Source organism: Zoogloea sp., assembly GCF_041904905.1.
Taxonomy (GTDB): domain Bacteria; phylum Pseudomonadota; class Gammaproteobacteria; order Burkholderiales; family Rhodocyclaceae; genus Zoogloea.
Genome location: NZ_JAYRMI010000003.1, coordinates 96,578 through 115,915, shown reverse-complemented (window position 1 = coordinate 115,915; position 19,338 = coordinate 96,578). Strand labels below are relative to the sequence as shown.

Annotated in this window: 18 protein-coding genes; 7 read left to right on the top strand and 11 right to left on the bottom strand. The window is 70.5% G+C overall.

All coding sequences use genetic code 11. The features are described 5' to 3' along the window. Positions 1 to 95: 95 nt before the first annotated feature. Both ACE3N6_RS01925 and ACE3N6_RS01920 read left to right on the top strand, forming a co-directional pair. A complete protein-coding gene (locus tag ACE3N6_RS01925; protein ID WP_374243475.1) occupies positions 96 to 1,391 on the top strand; it encodes a pyridoxal phosphate-dependent aminotransferase in 1,296 nt (431 codons plus the stop codon). 95 nt (positions 1,392 to 1,486) lie between these two features. Further along, positions 1,487 to 2,794, top strand: a complete 1,308-nt coding sequence (locus ACE3N6_RS01920; protein WP_374243474.1) for a homoserine dehydrogenase — start codon at positions 1,487 to 1,489, stop codon at positions 2,792 to 2,794. 74 nt (positions 2,795 to 2,868) lie between these two features. Here the strand turns inward: ACE3N6_RS01920 and ACE3N6_RS01915 are convergent, their stop codons facing one another. Then, entirely contained in the window at positions 2,869 to 3,252 is a 384-nt protein-coding gene (locus ACE3N6_RS01915) for a hypothetical protein (RefSeq protein WP_374243472.1), read from the bottom strand. Positions 3,253 to 3,415: 163 nt separating this feature from the next. Here ACE3N6_RS01915 and ACE3N6_RS01910 point away from each other — a divergent pair, with 163 nt between their 5' ends. After that, positions 3,416 to 3,682: a DUF2249 domain-containing protein gene (locus ACE3N6_RS01910; protein WP_374243471.1), complete on the top strand. Its 267-nt coding sequence runs from the start codon at positions 3,416 to 3,418 to the stop codon at positions 3,680 to 3,682. A 48-nt stretch (positions 3,683 to 3,730) separates the two neighbouring features. Here the strand turns inward: ACE3N6_RS01910 and ACE3N6_RS01905 are convergent, their stop codons facing one another. Further along, on the bottom strand, positions 3,731 to 4,933 hold the full coding sequence (locus ACE3N6_RS01905; protein ID WP_374243470.1) for an HPP family protein: 1,203 nt from the start codon (positions 4,931 to 4,933) through the stop codon (positions 3,731 to 3,733). A gap of 151 nt (positions 4,934 to 5,084) precedes the next feature. Between ACE3N6_RS01905 and ACE3N6_RS01900 the strand changes: the two genes are divergently transcribed. Both ACE3N6_RS01900 and thrC read left to right on the top strand, forming a co-directional pair. Then, positions 5,085 to 6,203 carry a hypothetical protein gene (locus ACE3N6_RS01900; RefSeq protein WP_374243469.1) on the top strand — a complete coding sequence of 373 codons (1,119 nt, stop codon included), beginning with the start codon at positions 5,085 to 5,087 and terminating at the stop codon, positions 6,201 to 6,203. 85 nt (positions 6,204 to 6,288) lie between these two features. Beyond that, on the top strand, positions 6,289 to 7,728 hold the full coding sequence (gene thrC, locus ACE3N6_RS01895) for a threonine synthase (protein ID WP_374243468.1): 1,440 nt from the start codon (positions 6,289 to 6,291) through the stop codon (positions 7,726 to 7,728). 85 nt (positions 7,729 to 7,813) lie between these two features. Here thrC and ACE3N6_RS01890 read toward each other — a convergent pair whose 3' ends face one another. Together ACE3N6_RS01890 and ACE3N6_RS01885 are read right to left on the bottom strand one after the other, a co-directional pair. After that, positions 7,814 to 8,206, bottom strand: a complete 393-nt coding sequence (locus ACE3N6_RS01890; RefSeq protein WP_374243467.1) for a YkgJ family cysteine cluster protein — start codon at positions 8,204 to 8,206, stop codon at positions 7,814 to 7,816. A 77-nt stretch (positions 8,207 to 8,283) separates the two neighbouring features. After that, positions 8,284 to 8,979, bottom strand: a complete 696-nt coding sequence (locus ACE3N6_RS01885) for a helix-turn-helix transcriptional regulator (protein WP_374243466.1) — start codon at positions 8,977 to 8,979, stop codon at positions 8,284 to 8,286. Between the two features lie 132 nt (positions 8,980 to 9,111). Between ACE3N6_RS01885 and ACE3N6_RS01880 the strand changes: the two genes are divergently transcribed. After that, on the top strand, positions 9,112 to 9,495 hold the full coding sequence (locus ACE3N6_RS01880) for a VOC family protein (protein ID WP_374243465.1): 384 nt from the start codon (positions 9,112 to 9,114) through the stop codon (positions 9,493 to 9,495). Here the strand turns inward: ACE3N6_RS01880 and ACE3N6_RS01875 are convergent. Genes ACE3N6_RS01875 through ACE3N6_RS01860 form a run of 4 tightly spaced genes read right to left on the bottom strand, consistent with a single transcriptional unit; the run spans position 9,486 to position 15,304 of the window. Continuing rightward, on the bottom strand, positions 9,486 to 10,757 hold the full coding sequence (locus ACE3N6_RS01875) for a TolC family protein (protein ID WP_374243464.1): 1,272 nt from the start codon (positions 10,755 to 10,757) through the stop codon (positions 9,486 to 9,488). The two genes, ACE3N6_RS01880 and ACE3N6_RS01875, sit on opposite strands and share 10 nt — an antisense overlap. Then, positions 10,754 to 11,071: a DUF3240 family protein gene (locus ACE3N6_RS01870; protein WP_374243463.1), complete on the bottom strand. Its 318-nt coding sequence runs from the start codon at positions 11,069 to 11,071 to the stop codon at positions 10,754 to 10,756. The genes ACE3N6_RS01875 and ACE3N6_RS01870 overlap by 4 nt, the downstream gene beginning before the upstream one ends. Further along, positions 11,068 to 14,145: an efflux RND transporter permease subunit gene (locus ACE3N6_RS01865; RefSeq protein WP_374243462.1), complete on the bottom strand. Its 3,078-nt coding sequence runs from the start codon at positions 14,143 to 14,145 to the stop codon at positions 11,068 to 11,070. The genes ACE3N6_RS01870 and ACE3N6_RS01865 overlap by 4 nt, the downstream gene beginning before the upstream one ends. A gap of 52 nt (positions 14,146 to 14,197) precedes the next feature. Next, positions 14,198 to 15,304 (bottom strand): efflux RND transporter periplasmic adaptor subunit, encoded by a 1,107-nt coding sequence (locus tag ACE3N6_RS01860; protein ID WP_374243461.1) that lies wholly within the window; start codon positions 15,302 to 15,304, stop codon positions 14,198 to 14,200. Positions 15,305 to 15,550: 246 nt separating this feature from the next. On the opposite strand from ACE3N6_RS01860, the gene ACE3N6_RS01855 reads away from it, so the two are divergent. After that, on the top strand, positions 15,551 to 16,138 hold the full coding sequence (locus tag ACE3N6_RS01855; RefSeq protein WP_374243460.1) for a hypothetical protein: 588 nt from the start codon (positions 15,551 to 15,553) through the stop codon (positions 16,136 to 16,138). Positions 16,139 to 16,208: 70 nt separating this feature from the next. Here ACE3N6_RS01855 and ACE3N6_RS01850 read toward each other — a convergent pair whose 3' ends face one another. From ACE3N6_RS01850 to ACE3N6_RS01840, 3 genes are all read right to left on the bottom strand, one after another. Further along, complete coding sequence (locus ACE3N6_RS01850) at positions 16,209 to 16,679, bottom strand: cytochrome c (RefSeq protein WP_374243459.1); 471 nt, start codon at positions 16,677 to 16,679, stop codon at positions 16,209 to 16,211. 5 nt (positions 16,680 to 16,684) lie between these two features. After that, positions 16,685 to 17,260, bottom strand: a complete 576-nt coding sequence (locus ACE3N6_RS01845; RefSeq protein ID WP_374243457.1) for a pentapeptide repeat-containing protein — start codon at positions 17,258 to 17,260, stop codon at positions 16,685 to 16,687. Positions 17,261 to 17,349: 89 nt separating this feature from the next. Further along, positions 17,350 to 19,221: a methanol/ethanol family PQQ-dependent dehydrogenase gene (locus tag ACE3N6_RS01840; protein WP_374243456.1), complete on the bottom strand. Its 1,872-nt coding sequence runs from the start codon at positions 19,219 to 19,221 to the stop codon at positions 17,350 to 17,352. Between the last annotated feature and the right edge of the window lie 117 nt (positions 19,222 to 19,338).

Here is a 19,338-nt window from a genome sequence, read left to right as displayed (position 1 = left end):
GCTCGTACGGCAGGGGGCTGATTTGCCCGGTCAGGGTGGCTTGGGTAACATTATAGCTTTGCGTCGTTCCGCCTCCCGCGACGACGCGGGGAACAATGAGTCGCCAAGCCAAATCGCGTGTCGCCACCGGCCCCACGCCCACCACCCAGGAAACGGAAACCGCCGTGCAACCAATCCGCAAGTCCGACAAACTCGCCAACGTCTGCTACGACATCCGCGGCCCCGTGCTGCAGAAGGCGAAGAAGATGGAGGACGAGGGCCACAAGATCATCAAGCTGAACATCGGCAACCTGGCCGCGTTCGGCTTCGATTCCCCCGAAGAGATCCAGCTCGACATGATCCGCAACCTGCCCAACGCGGCCGGCTACTCGGATTCGAAGGGGATCTTCGCGGCCCGCAAGGCGATCATGCACTACACCCAGCAGAAGCACATCAAGGGCGTGACGCTGGAAGACATCTACGTGGGCAATGGCGTCTCCGAACTGATCGTGATGGCCATGAACGCGTTGCTCAACACCGGCGACGAGGTGCTGGTGCCGGCCCCCGACTACCCCCTGTGGACCGCCGCGGTGAGCCTCTCCGGCGGCACCCCGCGCCATTACATCTGCGACGAGGCCAACGAGTGGCTGCCCGATCTGGACGACATCCGCGCCAAGATCACCCCGCACACCCGGGCCATCGTCATCATCAACCCCAATAACCCCACCGGCGCGCTGTACCCCGACGAAACCCTCCGCGGCATCGTCGCCATCGCCCGTGAGCACGGCCTCATCGTCTACGCCGACGAGGTGTACGACAAGGTGCTGTACGACGGCGTCGAGCACACCTCCATCGGCTCGCTGTCCGAGGACGTCCTCACCGTCACCTTCAACGGCTTGTCCAAGAACTACCGCTCCTGTGGCTACCGCGCCGGCTGGATGGTGGTGTCCGGCGACAAGCGCCCGGCGGCCGACTACATCGAGGGCCTCAACATGCTGGCCTCGATGCGCCTGTGCGCCAACGTGCCGGGCCAGTACGCCATCCAGACCGCGCTGGGCGGCTACCAGAGCATCGACGACCTCGTCGCCCCCGGCGGCCGGATGCGTCGCCAGCGCGATCTGGCCCACGAACTGATCACCGCGATCCCCGGCGTCACCTGCGTCAAGCCCAAGGCCACGCTGTACATGTTCCCGAAGCTCGACCCCAAGATGTACCCCATCGAGGACGACCAGCAGTTCATCGCCGAGCTGCTGGAAGCCGAGCGCGTGCTGCTGGTGCAGGGCACCGGCTTCAACTGGCCGCAGCCCGACCACTTCCGGCTGGTCTTCCTGCCCCACGAGGACGACCTGCGCGACGCCATCGGCCGCATCGCCCGCTTCCTCGCCAGCTACCGCAAGCGTCATGGGCAGTAAGGAGCCAGGAGTGAGGAGTGAGAAGCACGCTCCTCCCTCGCTCCGCCTCCGCCGCCCTTACTCCTAACCCCTTACTCCTCACACCTACCTGCACAATGAAACCCATCAATGTTGGCCTCCTGGGCATCGGCACCGTCGGCGGTGGCACCTTCACCGTCCTCTCGCGCAACGAAGAAGAAATCACCCGCCGCGCCGGCCGGCCGATCCGCATCACCACCGTGGCCGACAAGAACCTTGAGCTGGCGAAGAAGGTGGCCGGTGACGGCGTCAAGCTGACCGACGACGCCTTCTCGGTCGTCACCGACCCCGAGATCGACATCGTCGTCGAACTCATCGGCGGCTACGGCGTGGCCAAGGAACTCGTGCTGAAGGCCATCGAGAACGGCAAGCACGTGGTCACCGCCAACAAGGCGCTGCTCGCCGTGCATGGCAACGAGATCTTCGCCGCCGCCCAGAAGAAGGGCGTGATGGTGGCGTTTGAAGCCGCCGTGGCCGGTGGCATCCCCATCATCAAGGCGCTGCGCGAAGGCCTCACCGCCAACCGCATCGAGTGGCTGGCCGGCATCATCAACGGCACCACCAACTTCATCCTGTCCGAAATGCGCGACAAGGGCCTGTCCTTCGCCGAAGTGCTGGCCGAAGCCCAGCGCCTGGGCTACGCCGAAGCCGACCCCACCTTCGACATCGAAGGCGTCGACGCCGCCCACAAGGCCACCCTGATGGCCTCCATCGCCTTCGGCGTGCCGGTGCAGTTCGACAAGGCCTACGTGGAAGGCATCAGCAAGCTCGACGGCGTGGACATCAAGTACGCCGAGCAGCTGGGCTACCGCATCAAGCTGCTGGGCATCGCCCGCCGCCGCGATTCCGGCATCGAGCTGCGCGTGCACCCCACGCTGATCCCCGAGAAGCGCCTGATCGCCAACGTCGAAGGCGCGATGAACGCCGTGCTGGTGCAGGGCGACGCCGTCGGCGCCACGCTGTATTACGGCAAGGGCGCCGGCGCCGAGCCGACCGCCTCCGCGGTGATCGCCGATCTGGTGGATGTCACCCGCCTGCACACCGCCGACCCCGAGCACCGCGTGCCGCACCTGGCCTTCCAGCCCGATCAGATCACCGAGCTGCCGGTGCTGCCCATCGACGAGGTGGAAACCAGCTATTACCTGCGCCTGCGCGTGCTCGACAAGCCGGGCGTGCTGGCCGACATCACCCGCATCCTGGCCGACCAGTCGATCTCCATCGACGCCATGCTGCAGCGCGAGCCGGAAGAGGGCGAATCCCAGACCGACATCATCATCCTGACCCACCTGACCATCGAGAAGAACATGGTCGCGGCGATCGCCAAGATCGAGGGCCTGGATTCGGTGACCGGCAAGGTGACCCGCCTGCGTCTCGAGAACCTGTAATCCGCGGCTTGCCCGGTTCCAGCAAAAAGCCGCCTCTGGGCGGCTTTTTGTTTTTCAGGCACATCCGCAGCGGACTACTTGAGCATGCTTCCCACCACGCCGGAAACGAACCCGTACAACAGCACAAGTCCGATAAAGCTCGCAATTGGGCGAAGGCGCTGTCCCTTCGGGCGTGACTTGAACAGGTAGACCGGCATGAAGATCATGATGACCAGTACGATGCCAACCTTCAGCAACGCCGACGGTTGGTAGTCATGGAGCGCGCTGTCGTGATGGAGCCACCAGAAGACAACCCCGTAAATCGCAATAAACGGGACGAGCCATCTGACACTGTCCCATTCTGGTGGAAGCGCGCAGGTGGTCACGATACCGTCTGCGATCGCTGCGACGGTCAGGGCGATGACGGCGATGCGAGTGTGTCTCATGTCGACCTCCCTTGCGCCGATGGTGAATTCCATCTGAATCAAGGTTCAAGCCAAGGGTAATGCCGTGCTCCCGGCGGTGTCGACCGGAACCTGCACGTAACCCGATCCAGATCAAGGAAACGCTCGGCCCGCGACGGCACACTGACGATACCCGACAAATTCAGTCGGATTTTATCGATTCCCCAGGAGCACCTCGATGCAGACCATTCACGTGTGCAACCACACCACCCCGGAAGCCCTGTACCCCTTCGACGCCCGCGGCATTGCCAAGCGCTTTCGCCACGCCGCGATCTTCGGCGCGCTGGATGCGCTGATGCCCGGCGAGACGATGCGCTTCTGCAACGACCACGATCCGATCCCGCTGCTGGGCCAGCTGCAGCAGCGTTACGGCGAGAAGGTGACGATCACCTATCAGCAGCGCGAGCCGGGCGCGATCGTGATCGACTTTGCCAAGGTGGGTTGAGGTTTCATTCCTGGCAACAATCGGCATCCGATTGTTGCTGAACCTGCATCAAACCTCAGGGCGGGCGATGCCCACGTCGCCCCGCACGTAATCCAGCGCCTCGTGCTGGAGCAGCACCGCCGTCATCGCGGCGGGGGTGAGGAGGCCGGCCAGACGGCCGTCTTCATCCACCACCGGCACGCCCGCCTGCCCGCCCGCGCCCAGCAGGTCGGCGGCCACGGCGATGCCGTCGGCGGTGCGCACGCACCTCAGCCCCAGGCCAGGCGTGAGCATGATCTGGCCGGCCACCTCGGGCTTGGCGGCGTTGGGGCCGGGCGTCGGGCGCAGCAGCCGGCGCACGTTGTCGCCGATGCCGCGGGCGCTGTCGGGCTCCACGTGGCGCAGGAAATCCTCCAGCCGCAGCAGGCCGATCACCCTTCGGCTGCGGTCGAGCACCGGCAGCATCGCCAGATTGTGACGGTTCATCAGCCGCCAGGCCGCGTTCAGCTCGGTGGCGAACTCGGCGCACACCGGCGCCGGCGCCATGACGTCGCCGCAGGTGAGCAGCACATGGCGGTGGAAGGCGTGGCGCGCGGCGCGCTGGAAGACCTGGGTCAGGTCGTCCTCGCTCACGTCCAGGTAGGCGTCGATCTCCTCCAGCGCGGCGGCGATGTCGGGCTGGCGGATGCCGGCCGGGCTGGAGCGGGCCGGTCGGGGTGCGGCGGCGGGCGGCGAGCACAGGGGGTAGCGGCGGCCGGGGATCAGGTTGTTCACCGCGGTGGCGGCCATTAGCATGGCGGCCACGTTGCAGGCCGCGGCGCCCAGGCTGGTGGTGGCGTCGAGCCCCTGGGCGGCGGCGCCGGCCATCACCACGGCCATCGCGCCGCCGGGCGGGTGGATGCAGCGCAGGCGGGCCATCAGCCACACCGAGACGGCCACCGCCACGCCCACCGCCAGCCAGGCGTCGGGCAGCCAGCGGCCGCAGGCAAACCCCACCAGCGCCGGCAACAGCAGCCCGCCCGCCACCGACCAGGGCTGGGCGAGGGGGCTGTGAGGCAGCACGAAGAGGATCACCGAGGTGGCGCCCAGGGGCGCCAGCAGCCGCCGTGCCTCCGGGGCTACCGGCAGTACGAACAGCACGCCCTCGAAGATCGTCACCCCCAGCAGTGCGGCCAGGGTGCTGCGGCGGCGTTCGGGGGCCGAGAGGGGGGCGGCGTCGGCGAACAGGTAGCGCCGGGCAAAGTCGTAAAGGGCTTGGCGGATGGGCGGCATGGCATGCTCGGGGCCGGCGAAGCCGGTAGTCTGCCGGCAGCGGCGTCGGGGGGCCTTGATGTGGGTTTGGTCGGATCGGCCGTTTGGGGCGGACAATCCGGGTTGGCGCCGTCGCCCCAGGCGGCGCAGGGACGAAGGACAGGAGCAGGCAGTGCTGATTTATCTCGGCTGTAGCGCGGTGGCGGCCTTCGCGCTGGCGGTGGGCTTGACGGTGGCCGACGCGCCGGCGGCGGCGGTGGCCCACGCGGCCTTCGCGCTGGGGGCGATGCCGCTGATCTTTGCGGCGATGGGGCACTTCGTGCCGGTGCTCACCCGCAGCCCGGGCGTGGAGCCGGCGATCCACCGGCTGCCGCTGGCGCTGCAGGCGGCGGGCGCGCTGGCGGTGGCGGTGCTGGCCGGGGCAATCCCGGGCTGGGGGCTGCATCCGGCCATCCTCGTCGGGCTGGCGGCGACCGGCCCGATGCTGGGCTGGACCTTCCGGCGCGGGCGGGCCTGCCTGGGCAAGCCTCACCCGGGCCTCGCCTGGTACAAGGCCTCGCTGGCCTGTCTGCTCACGGCGCTGGCGGCGATCCTCGTCGGGCTGCTGTGGCCGGCGGCCTATGCCCCACTACGGCTGGCGCATCTGCACCTCAACACCCTCGGCTTCATCGGGCTGGCGGCGGTGGGCACGCTCCATGTGCTGATGCCCACCGCCCTCGGCCTGCCCGACCCCCAGGCCGGGCTGCGGCTGCGCCGGCAGTTGCCGTGGGCGCTGGGGGGTGTGGCGCTGAGCGCGCTGGCGGGGTTCGCCCCGGGGCTGGCGTCGCTGGGGGCGCTGGTGCTGGCCGGCGTGGTCGTCCACACCCTGGCGGGCTGGCTGAAGACCCTCGGCGCCCGGCGCATCCTGGGCGACGGCGCGGCGGTGGCGCTGTTCGGCGCGGGCCTGGGCCTGCTGGCGGTGATCGCGGCGGGCTTGGCCCACGGGCTGGGCTGGCTGCCGGGGCGGCCGGCGGTGACGGGTTTCTTCGCGCTCTTCCTGCTGCCGCTGGTGACGGGTGCGCTGTCGCAGCTGCTGCCGGTGTGGCGCTTTCCCGGGCCGGCAACGCCGCCGCGGGCCCGGCTTCGGGCGGCGCTGGTGCGCTTCGGCGCGCTTCGGACGGCGCTGTTCCTGGCGGGCGGCGGCCTGCTGACGGCGGGCGTGGCGGCCGGTGCGCTGCTGCTGGCGGCAGGTGTGCTGCTGTTTGCCGGCGTGATGGCGACGGGGCTGGCGGGGGCACGGTCCACCGCCTGAACCGCGGGCCGCAGCGCCCGGCACGGTCAAGGCTCGCCGGCTGTGCTATCTTCCAAGGCTTTCGTTTTTCATTTCGGCGAGAACCATGCGCTACATCTCCACCCGCGGCCAGTCTGCCCCTCAATCCTTCTGTGACATCCTGCTTGGCGGCCTGGCGCCGGATGGCGGCCTCTACCTGCCGGAGACCTACCCGCAGGTCACCCGCGCCGATCTGGACGCGTGGCGCTCGCTCTCCTACGCCGAACTGGCCTACGCGATCCTGTCGCGCTTCATCGACGACATCCCCGCCGCCGACCTCAAGGCCATCTGCGACAAGACCTACACCGCCGCGGTGTACGGCTACGTGCGTGACGACGCCAAGGCCGTGGAGATCACCCCGGTGCACTGGCTGGAGCCGGGCCGACTTGGCCTGCTGGAGCTGTCCAACGGCCCGACGCTCGCCTTCAAGGACATGGCCATGCAGCTGCTGGGCAACCTGTTCGAGTACGTGCTGGACAAGCGCGGCGAGCAGATCAACATCCTCGGCGCCACCTCCGGCGACACCGGATCGGCCGCCGAATACGCCATGCGCGGCAAGCACGGCGTGCGGGTGTTCATGCTGTCGCCCCACGGCCGGATGAGCGCCTTCCAGCGCGCCCAGATGTACTCGCTGCAGGATGAAAACATCTTCAACATCGCCGTGCGCGGCATGTTCGACGACGCCCAGGACGTGGTGAAGGCGGTCTCCAACGACCACGCCTACAAGGCCAAGTACAAGATCGGCGCGGTCAACTCGATCAACTGGGCCCGCGTCGCCGCGCAGATCGTCTATTACTTCAAGGGCTACTTTGCGGCCACCGCGAGCAACGACCAGCAGGTTTCGTTCGTGGTGCCGTCGGGCAACTTCGGCAACATCTGCGCCGGCCACATCGCCCGCATGATGGGCCTGCCGGTGGCCAAGCTGATCCTCGCCACCAACGAGAACGACGTGCTCGACGAGTTCTTCCGCACTGGCATCTACCGCCCGCGCGGCACCGCCGAGACCCACGCCACCTCCAGCCCGTCGATGGACATCTCCAAGGCCTCCAACTTCGAGCGTTTCGTGTTCGACCTGATGGGCCGCGATGGCGCCAAGGTGCGTGAGCTGTGGAGCAAGGTGGATGCCGGCGGCGCCTTCGATCTGTCGGCCACGCCGGAATTTGCCAGGATCGCCGACTACGGCTTCATGTCCGGCAGCAGCAACCACGCCGACCGTCTGGCGACGATCCGCCTGGCCGACGAGCAGTACGCCACCGTGATCGACACCCACACCGCCGACGGCCTCAAGGTGGCGCTGGCGCTGCGCGACCCGGCCATGCCCACGCTGGTGCTCGAGACCGCCCAGCCGGCCAAGTTCGAGGACACCATCGTCGAGGCGCTGGGCCGCAAGCCGGCGCGCCCGGCGGGCCTCGAGAACATCGAGGCGCTGCCCCAGCGTGTGGAGGTGATGGACGTGGACGCCGACGCCATCAAGGCGCTGATCGCCCGCACCGTCGACGCGGGCTGAACGCCCCGTTCGGGCGTCGCCCATGGCCCCCGTGCTGCCGCTAGCTATCGGCAGGCGGGGGCTTTTTCATGGGCGCGCGGGGGCGTCAGTCGGCGGGCGGGCCGGGCGTATCGGCGTGGAGCGGATCGGTGAGGCCGGTCGGGATGGGCGACTGCCAGCACCAGGTTTCGATGGTGCCCAGGCCATAGCCGGCGCGGGCCTTGTTGCATTGGTCGTCGCCGGGTTGAACCTCGCGGCAGGGGGCGGGGCGGTGGGCGTAGATGATGCAGCCGACCCGCTGGCCTACCTCGCCAGCCAGGGCGTGGCAGCGGGGCGCCCGCTGGTTGGTGCCGGCCATGCAGCTGAAGCGGGCGTTGATCGGCTCCGTGAGTTCGGCGGGAATGCCCCGGGTTTCCGCTTCGGCCCAGTAAAAGGACACGCGGAAGAAGGCGCAGCAGGCGCCGCAGTCGAGGCAGTGATTGGCGTCGGAGGTGCTCATCGGACGTCGTTCGGATGGAAACAAACCGGGAGCGGATTCTGGCACGCCTTACGACGTTTGGGTAGTGTCGGATCGTGTCAGGGCGGGTCTGCGGTGTCGCTCTGACACTGCGCGGCCTGCAGGTAGCGGGCGAGGAGGCCGTTGCCGTCGAAGTGTGCGTCGAGGGGGGCGAGGGCGGCGATGCGGTCGAGGCGGAAGCTGCGGAAGTCGCCGCGCAGCTCGCACCACGCGCCGAGGGTCCAGGTTTCGCCCCAGAACACCAGCCCCACGGGGTGGACGATGCGCTCGCTGGCGGCGCCGTCGGCGCGGGTGTAGGCCAGGCGCAGCTTGCGGTGGGCGGCGATGGCCTCGCGCAGTTCGGTCATCGGGGTGCGCATGGCGGCGGGCACGTGAAAGCCGGGCACCAGCAGGGCATCCCGGGCGGGGTCGTGGCGCAGGGCCTTGGGCAGCACCGACTCGATGCGCAGCAGGGCGCGCTCGGCGGCGCGGCCGAGGGTCGGGTCGGCCCAGCTTTGCACCATGCGGCTGCCCAGGGCGAGGGCGGCGAGTTCGTCGGGGTCGAACATCAGCGGCGGCAGGCGGTAGCCGGGGCGCATCAGGTAGCCCACGCCGGCTTCGCCGCTGATGGGCACGCCGGAGCGGGAGAGGTCGGCGATGTCGCGGTAGACGGTACGCTCGGAGACCTGCAGGGCGTCGGCCAGCTCGCGGGCGGTGACGGCCCGGCCCCGGTCGAGGAGCAGGACGATCTGGAACAGGCGGTCGGCACGGCGCATGGGGGGCTCCTGACAGGGGGCTGTCAGGATAACGCGGCCATCGGCGGCGGACGTTGGCGCTGCTGACGCCATGCTGTCAGGAGGGGGTGGCCAGAATGACGGCTCCAACAACGCAGCATTCAGGAGCCCATCGTGAAACGACTCATCAACTGGTTCGAGATCCCCGTCGCCGATCTGGAGCGCGCCCGCCGCTTCTACGAGACGACCTTTGCCGTCACCCTGACCGTGGAGGAGACGTGCGGCCTGCGCATGGCGGTCTTTCCGTACGCCGAGCCGGCCACGGGCGGCGCGCTGCTGGCCTGCCCGGACGGCAAGCCGGGCGACCATGGGGTGGTGATCTACCTGGACGGGGGCGACGATCTGGCCGTGCCGCTGGCGCGGGCTGTGGCAGCCGGCGGCACGGTGCTGATGCCCAAGACCGAGCTGAGCCCGGAGATCGGCTTCATCGCGATGTTTGCCGACAGCGAGGGCAACCGGATCGGGCTGCACTCGCCGGGGGCGGGCTGTCAGGGGTGATCGTGGTCGTCGTCGTGGGCGTCCATGTCCAGCGGCCATAGCCGGTGGGCGTCGAGGAGCAGGCGATAGCGGGCTTCGCCGGCGTCGAGCCCGGCCAGCCGGGCGGCGAGGCGGGCCTCGTGGGCCAGGCGGCGGGCGTTGAGGGTGTCGGTGAGGCTGCCTTCGCCCAGCTGCCAGGCCCGTTCGGTGAGGTCGGCGCTCTTGCCCAGGGCGTCGGCGGCGGCTTGCTGACGCTGCCAGCCGGCCCAGGCGGCGCGGGCGCGGCGATGCAGGGCGGCGGCTTCGGCTTCGACCCGGCGCAGCACGCCGGCCTCGCGCCAGGCGGCGGCTTCGGCGTGGGCGGCGGCGGCATCGGCGTCGGCCCGGCGGCCGGCACCGGAGAGCGGGATGCTGAGGCTGAGGCCGACCACCTGCTCTTCGCTGCCCTTGTCGCGGGCGACGTGCACGCCTACCGCGGGGTCGGGCCGGCGTTCGGCGTCGGCGCGGCTGGCGCCGAGGCGAGCGCGGGCGCTCTCGGAGCGGGCCACGCCCAGCTCGTGGTTGTGTTCGAGGATGGCAGCGATCCAGCCGGCGGCGTCGTCGTCCACGGCGGGCGGGGCGGTTTCGGGCATGCCGGACGGCAGGCTGAGGGCGGGGTAGAGGCGGCGCAGGGATTCGGCGGCCACCTGGGCGCGGCCGCCGGCCTGGGCCAGCTGGGCTTCGGCCTGGGCGAGGGCGGCATCGGCCTGCAGGCGTTCCAGGCGCGGGGCGTCGCCCAGCTCGACCCGGCGCTGCACGGCCTGGGCCTGGCGGGCGAGGATGTCGCGCTGGCGGCGCCATTGGTCGGCGGCGGCGTCCTCGCGCAGCCAGTCGAACCAGGCGGCCAGCAGCATGCGGCTGGTTTCGTGGAGGGCGTCGCCCCGGGCGATGCGGGCGCTGGCGATGCCGGCGGTGCCGAGCTGGCGGTCGAGTTCGCCCTTGCCGGGCAGGCGGATGGCGCGCTCGACGCCCACTTCCCACTCGTTGTAGCGGCCGGCCGGCGTGGGGCGCACCCGGCGCTGCTGGTCCATCAGGCGCAGGTTCCATTCGTGGGGGCCGGCTTCGAGGCGCCGGCTGCGGGCTTCCTCCACCGCGATCTGCGATCCGGCCGCCCGCACCTGGGGGCTGGCCAGGACGGCTTCCTGCACCTGGGCGCGGGGCGGCAGATCGGGGGCGTCGGCGGGGTTGCCGGCGTGGGCGCAGAGGGGTAGGGCGAGGAGCAGGGCGAGCAGGCGGCGGGTCATTCGAGTCTCCCGAAGGCCAGCACGGGGGTGATCCAGAAATATACCCGGCTGCCGGTGAAGCGCTCGCGCAGGATGGCGAGGAGGGTGTCGGCGGCGGCCCGGGTGGTGACGTGCTGGACCCGGCAGTAGGCGGCGCGGCCGCGCACTTCCTCGGCGGTGCCCGCGAGGCGGATGCGCTCGCCGTGGCCCTCGACCGCGTCGGTGGTGAAGCCGGGGGCGAGGTCGGGGTGTTCCAGCAGGGTGTCGATGAGGGCGTCCTCGACCTCGGCGGGCATCACCAAGGTCAGGACGACGGGGCTTGAGTCTTGGCTCATGGGGCGATGGGGGTGACGGGGGCGATGCCGAAGCGGCGGTAAAGCAGCGGCAAGAGGAGCAGGGTGAGGGCGGTGGCGCTGACCAGCCCGCCGATCACCACGATGGCGAGGGGGCGCTGGACCTCGGAGCCGGGGCCGCTGGCAAAGAGCAGCGGCACCAGGCCCAGGGCGGCGATGCTGGCGGTCATCAGCACCGGGCGCAGGCGGCGCCGGGCGCCTTCGACCACCACCTCGCCGATGGGCATGCCGCGGGCGTGGAGCTGGTTGAAGTAGCTCACCATCACCACCCCGTTGAGCACCGCGATGCCCAGGAGCGCGATGAAGCCCACCGAGGCCGGCACCGAGAGGTATTCGCCCGACAGCGCCAGGGCGAAGATGCCGCCGACCATGGCGAAGGGCACCATCGCCAGCACCAGCAGGGCCTGACGGGTGGAGCGGAAGGTGGACAACAGGAGCACGAAGATCAGCCCCAGGGCCACCGGCACCACCACGCCCAGCCGGGCGGCGGCGCGCTGCTGGTTCTCGAACTGGCCGCCCCAGGCGAGGCGGTAGCCGGCGGGCAGGGTCACCTGGGCGGCGACGGCGGCTTTGGCCTCGTCCACGAAGCCGACCAGATCGCGGTCGCGCACGTTGGACTGGACCACCGCGTAGCGCTGGGCGTTCTCGCGGTCTACCTTCACCGGGCCGTCGACGCGTTCGATGCGGGCCACGCTGGCCAGCGGCAGGCTGTGGCCGTCGGGCGCGGTGAGGCGGATCGCGGCGAAGGCTTCCGGGTCGTTCTGCAGGCTGCCGGGGCCGCGGACGAGCAGCGGTACGCGGCGGCCGGCCTCGATCACGGTGCCGGCGATGCGCCCTTCGAGCAGGCTGCGCAGGCTGTTCTGGACGTCCTCCACGTTGAGCCCGAAACGGCCGGCGGCCAGCCGGTCCACCTGCACCTTGAGGTACTGCACGCCCTCGTTGCGGATGGTGATGGTGTCCTCGGCGCCGGGCACGGCCTTCACCACCGCCTCGATCTGGGTGGCGAGGCGGTTGAGGGTGGGCAGGTCGGGCCCGTAGAGCTTGATCGCCAGATCGCCGCGCACGCCGGTGAGCATCTCGGAGACGCGCATGTCGATGGGCTGGGTGAAGGTGAGGGCGATGCCCGGGAAGTTCTCCATCGCCGCCCGGAGCTGGTCGGTGAGCCAGTCCTTGTCGGGCTGGCGCCACTCGTCGCGGGGCTTGAGGACAAGGAAGGTGTCGGTCTGATTGAGCCCCATCGGGTCGAGGCCCAGCTCGTCGGAGCCGGAGCGCGCGACGATGGCCTTCACCTCCGGCACCGCCGCCAGCACCGCCCGCTGCACTCGCAGGTCGGTGGCGACGGTCTGGTCGAGGCTGATCGAGGGCAGCTTTTCGAGCTGCATGATGATGTCGCCTTCGTCCATCGTTGGCATGAAGGTCTTGCCGAGCGCGAGATAGGCGAGGCCGGCGGCCACCAGCGAGGCCCCGGCAAATCCGGCCACCAGCCGCCCGCGGGCGAGGGCGAAGCGCAGTAGCGGCGCGTAGCCGGCCTGCAGCTTGCGCACCAGCCAGGGCTCGTGGGCGTCGCCGCGCTTGAGCAGGAAGGAGGCCAGCACCGGCACCACGGTGAGGGACAGCACCAGCGAGGCCGACAGGGCGAACACGATGGTCAGCGCCACCGGGCTGAACAGTTTGCCCTCCAGGCCCTCCAGGGTGAGCAGCGGCAGGAACACGATGACGATGATGAGGATGCCGGAGGCCACCGGGGCGGCCACCTCGCGGGTGGCGCGGAAGACCAGATGGAGCAGGGGCAGCCGGCCGGCGGGGCCGCCTTCGCCGAGCTGGGTTTCGACGTTCTCGACCACCACCACCGCAGCGTCCACCAGCATGCCGATGGCGATGGCGAGCCCGCCCAGGCTCATCAGGTTGGCCGACAGCCCCACCGTGCGCATGGCGATGAAGGTGGCCAGCGCGGCCAGGGGCAGCATGAGCGCCACCACCAGCGCCGCCCGCAGGTTGCCCAGGAAGGCCAGCAGCAGCACCAGCACCAGCACGATGGCCTCGACCAGCGCCTTGGCGACGGTGTGCACCGCCCGGCCGACCAGCTCGCTGCGGTCGTAGAAGGGCACCACGCTGACGCCCGGCGGCAGCTGCGGGGCGATCTCGGCGAGGCGGGCCTTCACCGAATCGACCACCTTGCCGGCGTTGGCGCCGCGCAGGCCGAGCACCAGCCCCTCCACCGCCTCGCTCTCGCCGCTGCGGGTGACCGCCCCGTAGCGGGTGAGGGCGCCGATGCGCACGGCGGCCACGTCGCCCACCTGCACCACGCCGCCGTCGCTGCGCAGCACGATGGCGCGCACGTCGTCCAGGTTGCGGATGGCGCCTTCGGCCCGTACCAGCAGGGTCTCCTCGCCTTCGGAGAGGCGCCCGGCGCCGTCGTTGCGGTTGTTGGCCTCCAGCGCTGCGGTGAGCTGTGCGAGGGTGAGGCCACGGGCGGCGAGGGCCGCCGGGTCGGGCGTCACCTCGAAGCTGCGCACCTGGCCGCCCAGGCTGTTCACGTCGGCCACGCCGGGCACGGTGCGCAGGGCGGGGCGGATCGTCCAGTCGAGGAGGGTGCGCTTCTGCTCCAGCGAGATCGGGCCCTCGATGGTGAACATGAACATCTCGCCCAGCGGCGTGGTGATCGGCGCGAGGCCGCCGGTGGCCCCCGGCGGCAGGTTGCCCGCGGCGCCGGCGAAGCGTTCGCCCACCTGCTGGCGGGCCCAGTAGATGTCGGTGCCGTCTTCGAAATCGAGGGTGATGTCGGCCAGGGCGTACTTGGAGGTGGAGCGCAGGATGCGCTGGTGGGGGATGCCCAGCATCTCCTGCTCGATGGGCACGGTGATGCGCGACTCGACCTCCTCCGGGGTCATCCCGGGCGCCTTGACGATGAGCTTGACCTGGGTGGTGGAGACATCCGGGAAGGCGTCGATGGGCAGGCCGTTCCAGGCCACGGTGCCGGCGCCGATCAGCAGCAGCGTGGCCACCAGCACCAGCAGGCGTTGGGTGAGGGAGAACTCGATGAGGCGGGAGAGCATGGGGGTCGCGGGCGCAGAAGAAGGGGCGGGGGCGTGGCTGGCGGGGTGGCCGTCACTCCTTGCCGATGCCGAGCCAGGTGGCCTTGAGGGCGGCCACGCCGCCGGTGACCACGGTGGCGTCTGGCGCGAGGCCGGTGACCAGGCTGGTGTCGCCGCGGCGGCCGGTCACCTGGATCGGCACGGCCCGGTAGCCCGGGCTCCCGGCGTCGCGGGTGGCCACGAAGACCCACTGGCGGTTGTCGTGGCGGAGCACGGCGGCCGATGGCACCTGCAGCGGCCCGCTGCCGGTGCTGCCCGCCACGCCCAGTTCGAGGTCGACCGCGGTGGCCTGGCCCGGTCGCAGGCTGTCGGCGCCGTGGGTGACCAGTCCGCGCAGCAGCACGCTCTGGGTGGCCGGGTCCACCGCGCGGCCGATGGCGACCAGCTCGCCCCGCGCGCCGGTGGCGGGGATGCGCAGGGGGGTGCCGACCTTCGCCTGACCGGCCACCGCCAGCGGTGCCTGGATCTCGACCGACAGGGGGTCGAGGCGGGCGATGCGGTAGAGCGGCGCGGACTGCTCGACCCGCTGCCCGACGCTTGCGTGCTGCTCCAGCACGCTGCCCGCGATGGGCGCGACGAGGGACAGGGTCTGGCCGCCGCTGTGCTGGGCCAGCGCCAGCTCCTGACGGCGTTCGGCGGCCTGGGCGGCGCTCTGGGCGGCGTTGGCCCGGCTGGCCTGGAGGCGTCCTTCGGCGATCAGCCCCTCGCGGAAGAGCTGCTCGTCCCGGGTCAGGGTCTGGCGGGCGAGGGTGGCCTGGGCGTCGGCCTGGAGCCGGTCGCGCTGCAGCTCTAGCGCCTGGGGGCTGGAGATGCGCACCAGCAGCTGGCCCTTCTTCACGTTCATCCCCGGCGCGGTTTCGAGGCGCTCGACGATGCCGGGCAGCGGGGCGGCGATCACCCGCACCTGGCTGTTGGGCACGCTCACCGTGGCCGGCAGGCCCGCCGCCGCGCCCCCCACGCCGGTCACCACCCGCTGGGTGACCAGCCCGAGGGCCTGGCCCTGGGAGGGGGCGATGGCGACGAAGGCGGGGTCGGCGGCGCCGGCCGTGGCCGCGAGGCCGGCAAGGGCGCAGGCGGCCAGCGTGCGCCTGTAGCGCGGGTGGAGGGGAAACGACGACATGGCAACTCCGGCACGGGGATCGGCGCGGATTATGGGCGCGCTGTCTTAAGCCTCCCTTAAGGATGGCGCCCGTGTTTGGTGCCATCAAAACCCATAATGGGTTGCTAGCGGAGGCGGAGCGTGAAATCTCGTGGCACGGTGCCGATCTTCGCCGCGAAACCGCTGCCAGCCGGAACAATCACGCACTGCCTGCCGCTTGACGAGCGGCGCCCCTGCCCTTTCCTTCGACCACTGGAGAAATCCGCCATGAAGCTTCGATTCATCCCCGCACTTGCCCTTCCGCTGCTGCTCGCCCTCGCCTCGACGGGGGCCGGTGCCGCCTGCGTGCCGGTCGTCGGTGCCGTCAAGCTGCTGCCCGACACCGCCTGCACCATCCGCACCGTTGCCCAGCCGGGTACGCCGGCGACCCTGTTCCCCGGCGACTGCTTCAGCGTCCAGCTGAACCTGGCCGGCTTCCCGACGGCGACGGGCTACGCTGGCAGCACCGTCGAGCCCCTGGTCAGCATGGTGCCGGGGGCGCCGGCCACGATGGCGCCGGTGGCGGTGCCGGCGGCGGGTGCCGCGCTGCCGCGCCAGATCGTCCAGACGGCCCGGACGACGATGTACATCGGTCAGGGCGCCCGTCGCACCACCCTGTACACCACCGACGTGGTGGTGATCCAGCCGCAGCTGTCGGCCACCGGCCAGCTTGCGCCCAAGCTGACCACCGAGCAGATCCTGATCTCCGGCACCGACGGCAAGGGCGCCTACGCCAACGTGAGCGGCCACCTCACGGTGATGGGTTCCACCATCGGCAAGCCGGCCCCGGTGGCTGGCCAGCTCTGCCTGCCTTGATCGCCCGCGTCGCTGCAACGCAAACGCCGCGCCCCGGTTTCGGGACGCGGCGTTTTTTCTTGGGCGGCGCTCAGGGGCGCCGGCTTTCGAGGAAGCTGCGGATCGCCCAGATCAGCGGTGGTGGGAGGTGGCGCTTCCAGGCCGGCATGTGGGTGACGCCGACCCGGACCTTGCCCTCCTGCACCGACTTGAGGAAGAACTGGTCGTTGTCGGCCACGCAGAGCTGGCGGGTGGCGGGGTCGGCGATGCGGCCGCAGGCCCGGTCCATCTTGAGCAGGTCGGGCCCCACCTGGCCTTTGTTCATCGCGTCTGCGCCGTGGCATTGGGCGCACACCCGGTTGAAGACCTCGCGGCCGAGTTCGATGGCGCGGGGGTGCCCGCGGAAAGGGTTGGTGGCCGCCGGTGGGGCGGGCAGCGGGGGGAGCCCGTCGGTGTCGAAGGCGGGCGGCGGGCCGTCCGGTTCGGCGGCGGTGGCGGCAAGGCCGGGCTGGGCGAGCAGCAACAGGCCGGCGGCGAGCAGGGCAGGCAGAAGAGGGCGCATGGTCGTCACCAGTCGGTGGGGCAGCCGGTGCAGCCCTCGAAGGCGGAGTCGGGGAAGATGGTGTAGCGCAGGAAGGCCCCTTCCAGGTTGGCGCCCCGCAGGTTGGTGGCGTTGAACTTGGTCTCCTGGAGGTTGGCGTCGGTGAGGCGGGCACCCTGGAACCAGGCAAAGGGCGCCTTGGCGGCTTCGAGGTTGGCGGCGGTGAGATCGGCGCCGCTGAAGTCGGCGCGCATCAGGCGGGCGAACTCCAGGTCGGCGCCCACCAGCCGGGCGTTGCGGAAGGAGGCGCCGGGGGCGTTGGCCTTGCTGAGCCGGGCGCCGGTGAGATCGGCGCCGTCGAAGATGGCGCCGGCCAGATTGGCGGCCCGCAGGTCGGCCCGGGCGAGCCGGGCGCCGGTGAAGTCGGCCCCGGCCAGATCGAGGCCGGAGAGATCCTTGTGGCGCAGGTCGGCGCCCTGGCAGCGGGCGTGCGGCCACATGCCGCAGGTGCCGAAGACGAGGGGGTCGGCCGGGTTGCCGGCGCCCAGGGCCGGCGTGGCGAGCAAGGCGGCAGCGAGCAGGGTGCCGCGGGTGAGGGGCATGGCGGTCTCCCGGGGGGCCGGGGCGGTGCCCGGCCGGGTTGGACGATGGCCGGGCGTCGGTACGGTGTGCGACGCCCGGGGAAGCTGGGTCAGCGGGCCGGCTTGGGCAGCTTGAAGGCCCAGAACGAGGAGCCCTGGGTGACTTGCTTGGTCAGGTCGGCCATGTCGCCGCCCCACAGGGGCACGGCGCCGCCGTAGCCGGAGGCGAGCCCCACGTACTGCTCGCCGTCCATCTCCCAGGTGATGGGCACCGAGACGACCCCCGAGCCGGTCTGGAATTTCCACAGTTCCTTGCCGGTCCTGGCGTCGAAAGCTTTCACGTAGCCGTCGGAGGTGCCGGTGAACAGCAGCCCGCCGGCGGTGGTGAGGGTGCCCGCCCACAGGGGGAACTTCTCCTTGTGCTCCCAGGCGATCTTGCCGGTCTTGGGGTCGATGGCGCGCAGGGTGCCCACGTGGTCGTCGAACAGGCGCTTGATGCGGAAACCCTGGCCCAGGTAGGCGGAGCCCGGTTTGTAGGTGAGGTGCTCGGTCCAATAGTCCATCGCCCAGTGGTTGGCGGGGATATAGAACAGGCCGGTGTCCGGGCTGTACGACATGGGCATCCAGTTGGTGCCGCCCAGGAAGGGGGGCGAGACGAACACGCTGTCGCCCTTCTCGGCGCCGGCCTTGGGTTCAGGCGGGCGGTTGCCCGTCTCGATGGGCTTGCCGGTGGCGACGTCCCAGCCCTTGGCCCAGGTGATCCCGTCCACGAACGGCCAGGCACCGATGAGCGAGGTGGGCTTGTTGGGGTAGCCGGCGCCGGTGGCGAGCTTCTCCCGGTCGGTGACGAAGAAGAAGCCGTTGCGGTCGGCGTGGGCGGAGGCCTTCACCAGCTTGCCGGTCTTCGGGTCCTTGTACTCGAAGAGCACCACCGAGTTGTTGCCGGAGAAGTCCCAGGCGTCGTTGGGGGTGTGCTGGAAGAAGCCCTTCAGCTCGCCGGTGCTGGCATCCACATAGGCCTGACCGGAGGTGAACAGGCTGGGCCAGTTGCGCGGGTCGTCGCCTTCCTGAGTACGCTTCCAGGTGTTCCACGGGGCCGGGTTGCCGGTGCCGATCACGACCATGTTCTTCTCGATGTCGAAGCTGGCGGTCTGCCAGGGGGCGCCGCCGCCGTGGTGCCAGGCTTCGGTGGGTTTGCCGTCCTTGTCCTTGGGCCAGGTGGGGGCGCTCGGGTCGCCGGTGGGGGTGCTGTCCTTGCCGTTGAGACGGCCCATGTGGCCTTCCACCATCGGGCGGGCCCAGACCTCCTCGCCGGTCTCCGTATCGCGGGCGAACAGCCAGCCCACCACGCCGAACTCGTCGCCGGAGGATCCGTGCACCAGCAGCACCTTGCCGGATTGCTGATCCTGGATCACGAAGGGCGCGCCGGTCATGGTGTAGCCCACCTTGTGGTCGCCCCACTTCTTCTTCCAGACCACCTTGCCGGTGTCCTTGTTGAGGGCCACGATGCCGGCGTCGAGGGTGCCGAAGAACACCTTGTCGCCGTAGATGGCGGCGCCGCGGTTGATGACGTCGCAGCAGGGGCGGATGTCTTCGGGCAGCCGGGCTTCGTATTCCCACAGGCGCTTGCCGGTGCGGGCGTCGATGGCGTAGATGCGCGAGTACGAGGCGGTGACGTAGATCACCCCGTCGTGGACCAGGGCCTGGGCTTCCTGGCCGCGCTGCTTCTCGCCGCCGAAGGAGAAGCTCCAGGCAGGCACCAGGCCGCCGACGTTCTTCGGGGTGAGGGTCTTGAGGGGGCTGTGGCGCTGGGCCTTGAGGCCAAGGCCGTAGGTGAGCACGTCGCCGGGGGTCTTGTCATCGTTGCGGATGTCGTCCCAGGTGACCCGGGTGCCGGCCGCGTGGGCGCCGCCGCCAAAGAGGGCCGACAGGGCGAGGGCCAGGAGGGCGGGTTTGAGGTGGACGTGCCTGGTGAGCTTCATGGTGACTCCTTGTCTCCGAGATCGTTGTCATGGGCCGCGGGCCTGCCGATCGAAGGGCCCGCTGCGCCAGCAGTATCGGAGCGCGGCGGGGAGGCTGTCGTGGGAACGCCTCCCCGG

Bases quoted from the DNA above. Each gene is read 5' to 3' on its own strand.
- ACE3N6_RS01925 (WP_374243475.1), top strand. From the start codon at position 96: ATGAGTCGCCAAGCCAAATCGCGTGTCGCCACCGGCCCCACGCCCACC.
- ACE3N6_RS01920 (WP_374243474.1), top strand. From the start codon at position 1,487: ATGAAACCCATCAATGTTGGCCTCCTGGGCATCGGCACCGTCGGCGGT.
- ACE3N6_RS01915 (WP_374243472.1), bottom strand. From the start codon at position 3,252: ATGGAATTCACCATCGGCGCAAGGGAGGTCGACATGAGACACACTCGC.
- ACE3N6_RS01910 (WP_374243471.1), top strand. From the start codon at position 3,416: ATGCAGACCATTCACGTGTGCAACCACACCACCCCGGAAGCCCTGTAC.
- ACE3N6_RS01905 (WP_374243470.1), bottom strand. From the start codon at position 4,933: ATGCCGCCCATCCGCCAAGCCCTTTACGACTTTGCCCGGCGCTACCTG.
- thrC (WP_374243468.1), top strand. From the start codon at position 6,289: ATGCGCTACATCTCCACCCGCGGCCAGTCTGCCCCTCAATCCTTCTGT.
- ACE3N6_RS01890 (WP_374243467.1), bottom strand. From the start codon at position 8,206: ATGAGCACCTCCGACGCCAATCACTGCCTCGACTGCGGCGCCTGCTGC.
- ACE3N6_RS01885 (WP_374243466.1), bottom strand. From the start codon at position 8,979: ATGCGCCGTGCCGACCGCCTGTTCCAGATCGTCCTGCTCCTCGACCGG.
- ACE3N6_RS01875 (WP_374243464.1), bottom strand. From the start codon at position 10,757: ATGACCCGCCGCCTGCTCGCCCTGCTCCTCGCCCTACCCCTCTGCGCC.
- ACE3N6_RS01870 (WP_374243463.1), bottom strand. From the start codon at position 11,071: ATGAGCCAAGACTCAAGCCCCGTCGTCCTGACCTTGGTGATGCCCGCC.
- ACE3N6_RS01865 (WP_374243462.1), bottom strand. From the start codon at position 14,145: ATGCTCTCCCGCCTCATCGAGTTCTCCCTCACCCAACGCCTGCTGGTG.
- ACE3N6_RS01860 (WP_374243461.1), bottom strand. From the start codon at position 15,304: ATGTCGTCGTTTCCCCTCCACCCGCGCTACAGGCGCACGCTGGCCGCC.
- ACE3N6_RS01855 (WP_374243460.1), top strand. From the start codon at position 15,551: ATGAAGCTTCGATTCATCCCCGCACTTGCCCTTCCGCTGCTGCTCGCC.
- ACE3N6_RS01850 (WP_374243459.1), bottom strand. From the start codon at position 16,679: ATGCGCCCTCTTCTGCCTGCCCTGCTCGCCGCCGGCCTGTTGCTGCTC.
- ACE3N6_RS01845 (WP_374243457.1), bottom strand. From the start codon at position 17,260: ATGCCCCTCACCCGCGGCACCCTGCTCGCTGCCGCCTTGCTCGCCACG.
- ACE3N6_RS01840 (WP_374243456.1), bottom strand. From the start codon at position 19,221: ATGAAGCTCACCAGGCACGTCCACCTCAAACCCGCCCTCCTGGCCCTC.